Here is a 1381-nt window from a genome sequence, read left to right as displayed (position 1 = left end):
TCATCTTCTAAGCAAAAGTATGTGTCTGGATCAGCCGAGTCAAGGCTGGTACAGAGCGAATGATTTTGTGTTTGATTTTTTAAGGAATCATTCGGCCTTGACTCGACTGCTCCAGCCACCTGTCCGCTCTGCTTATAAGTTGAACAGGAAAGACCTGATGACCATTTCTGCTGAGGAGTTATCCGCCCAAGTTTTCTGTGCTTTCGTTCGTAGTTGTACCATTGCATGTATTTTTCAATGTGCTGCTTTGCTTCGTAGAAGCTACTGAATTCAAACCGGTCGATGAGTTCACGTTGAAGGATGCTGTGAAAGGCTTCGATGTATGCATTTTCTTCAGGAGTAGCTATATGTGTAAATTCCTGCTTGGCCTCCAGTTGTACCAGAAAGCTTCTGACCTGATTGGCAAGAAATTGTGAGCCGTTATCATTTCGGATGATTACGCCCTTGAGATTGTAAACAAGGTGGAGCCATCGGAACATATTGATCACATCTGCTTTCCGAACACTCTTCTGAAAAATCCAGTGCAAAATCTTTCGACTGAACACATCCATGATTGAAAGCAAGTAGTACCATCGGCCTTCCCCCTGCACCCACACATACTTGATGTCAAGACAGAGATATTCTAATGGCTGTGTAGCCAGTATTTTCCGATACTGAACCCAATTACGCTTACCGCTGGTTCGGATTACTTTTCCCAATAGAAGCTTATGAACATCCATGAGCCGATAAGTCTTCTTGTGGTTGATCAGATAACCCAATGCTTTAAGATCATCATTAATGGATTGATAGCCGTAGGCATTATACGGACCACTGATCAAAGTCTTGATTTGATCAACCACTTCTTCATTGGTCACGAGCGCTCCTTGATAAAGCGTATGGGTACTGGGCTTCATACCTCGCTGTCCAGGATGTGGCTTATAATAAAATGTGCTCCGCGGTAATTGCAGCCATCTGGAAAGCAATTGAACCGGTGCACGATCAGAGAATTGTTTGATCAGCATTACTTTTTCTTGGGTTGGATAGGAGTTTTTTTTAGAAGCTCTGACTTTACTTCTATCTCAAGAGCTTGTCGGGTGATGATTCGTTTCAATCGCTCATTCTCCTCTTCTAAAGCGCGAACCTCCGGATCAACGCGCTTGTAGGCAGGCTTGAGTCCTTGTGCTCCCTTTGCCAAATACCGTTGCTTCCACTTCGATAACAAGGCTGGTGATAAATTATACTTGCGACATGTCTCTATGTAGCCTTCCTGTTCTGCTTCCTGTAAAAGGCTTAATCGCTCTTCTGGTGTGAATGTTCTTTTTCCTCTTGGCATATTTCCCTAATTTAACTGTTATAAATCTGTTTTCAGATTCTTGTCCAGTCTTATAGGGGGTTAGTACAA

2 protein-coding genes are annotated in these 1381 nt (G+C 43.2%); both read right to left on the bottom strand.

The window, feature by feature from the left end; all coding sequences use genetic code 11:
* Positions 1-1001: IS3 family transposase (locus tag SanaruYs_RS19985; protein ID WP_246011959.1), on the bottom strand; the 1001-nt coding region annotated here is incomplete at its 3' end.
* Complete coding sequence (locus SanaruYs_RS19980) at positions 1001-1312, bottom strand: transposase (RefSeq protein ID WP_127124390.1); 312 nt, start codon at positions 1310-1312, stop codon at positions 1001-1003. The genes SanaruYs_RS19985 and SanaruYs_RS19980, both read right to left, overlap by 1 nt.
* Positions 1313-1381 lie beyond the last annotated feature (69 nt).

Origin of the sequence: Chryseotalea sanaruensis (genome assembly GCF_003990915.1) — a bacterium.
GTDB lineage: Bacteria > Bacteroidota > Bacteroidia > Cytophagales > Cyclobacteriaceae > Chryseotalea > Chryseotalea sanaruensis.
The sequence above is the reverse complement of the archived record's forward strand: the minus strand, read 5'-3'. Positions and strand labels throughout refer to the sequence as shown.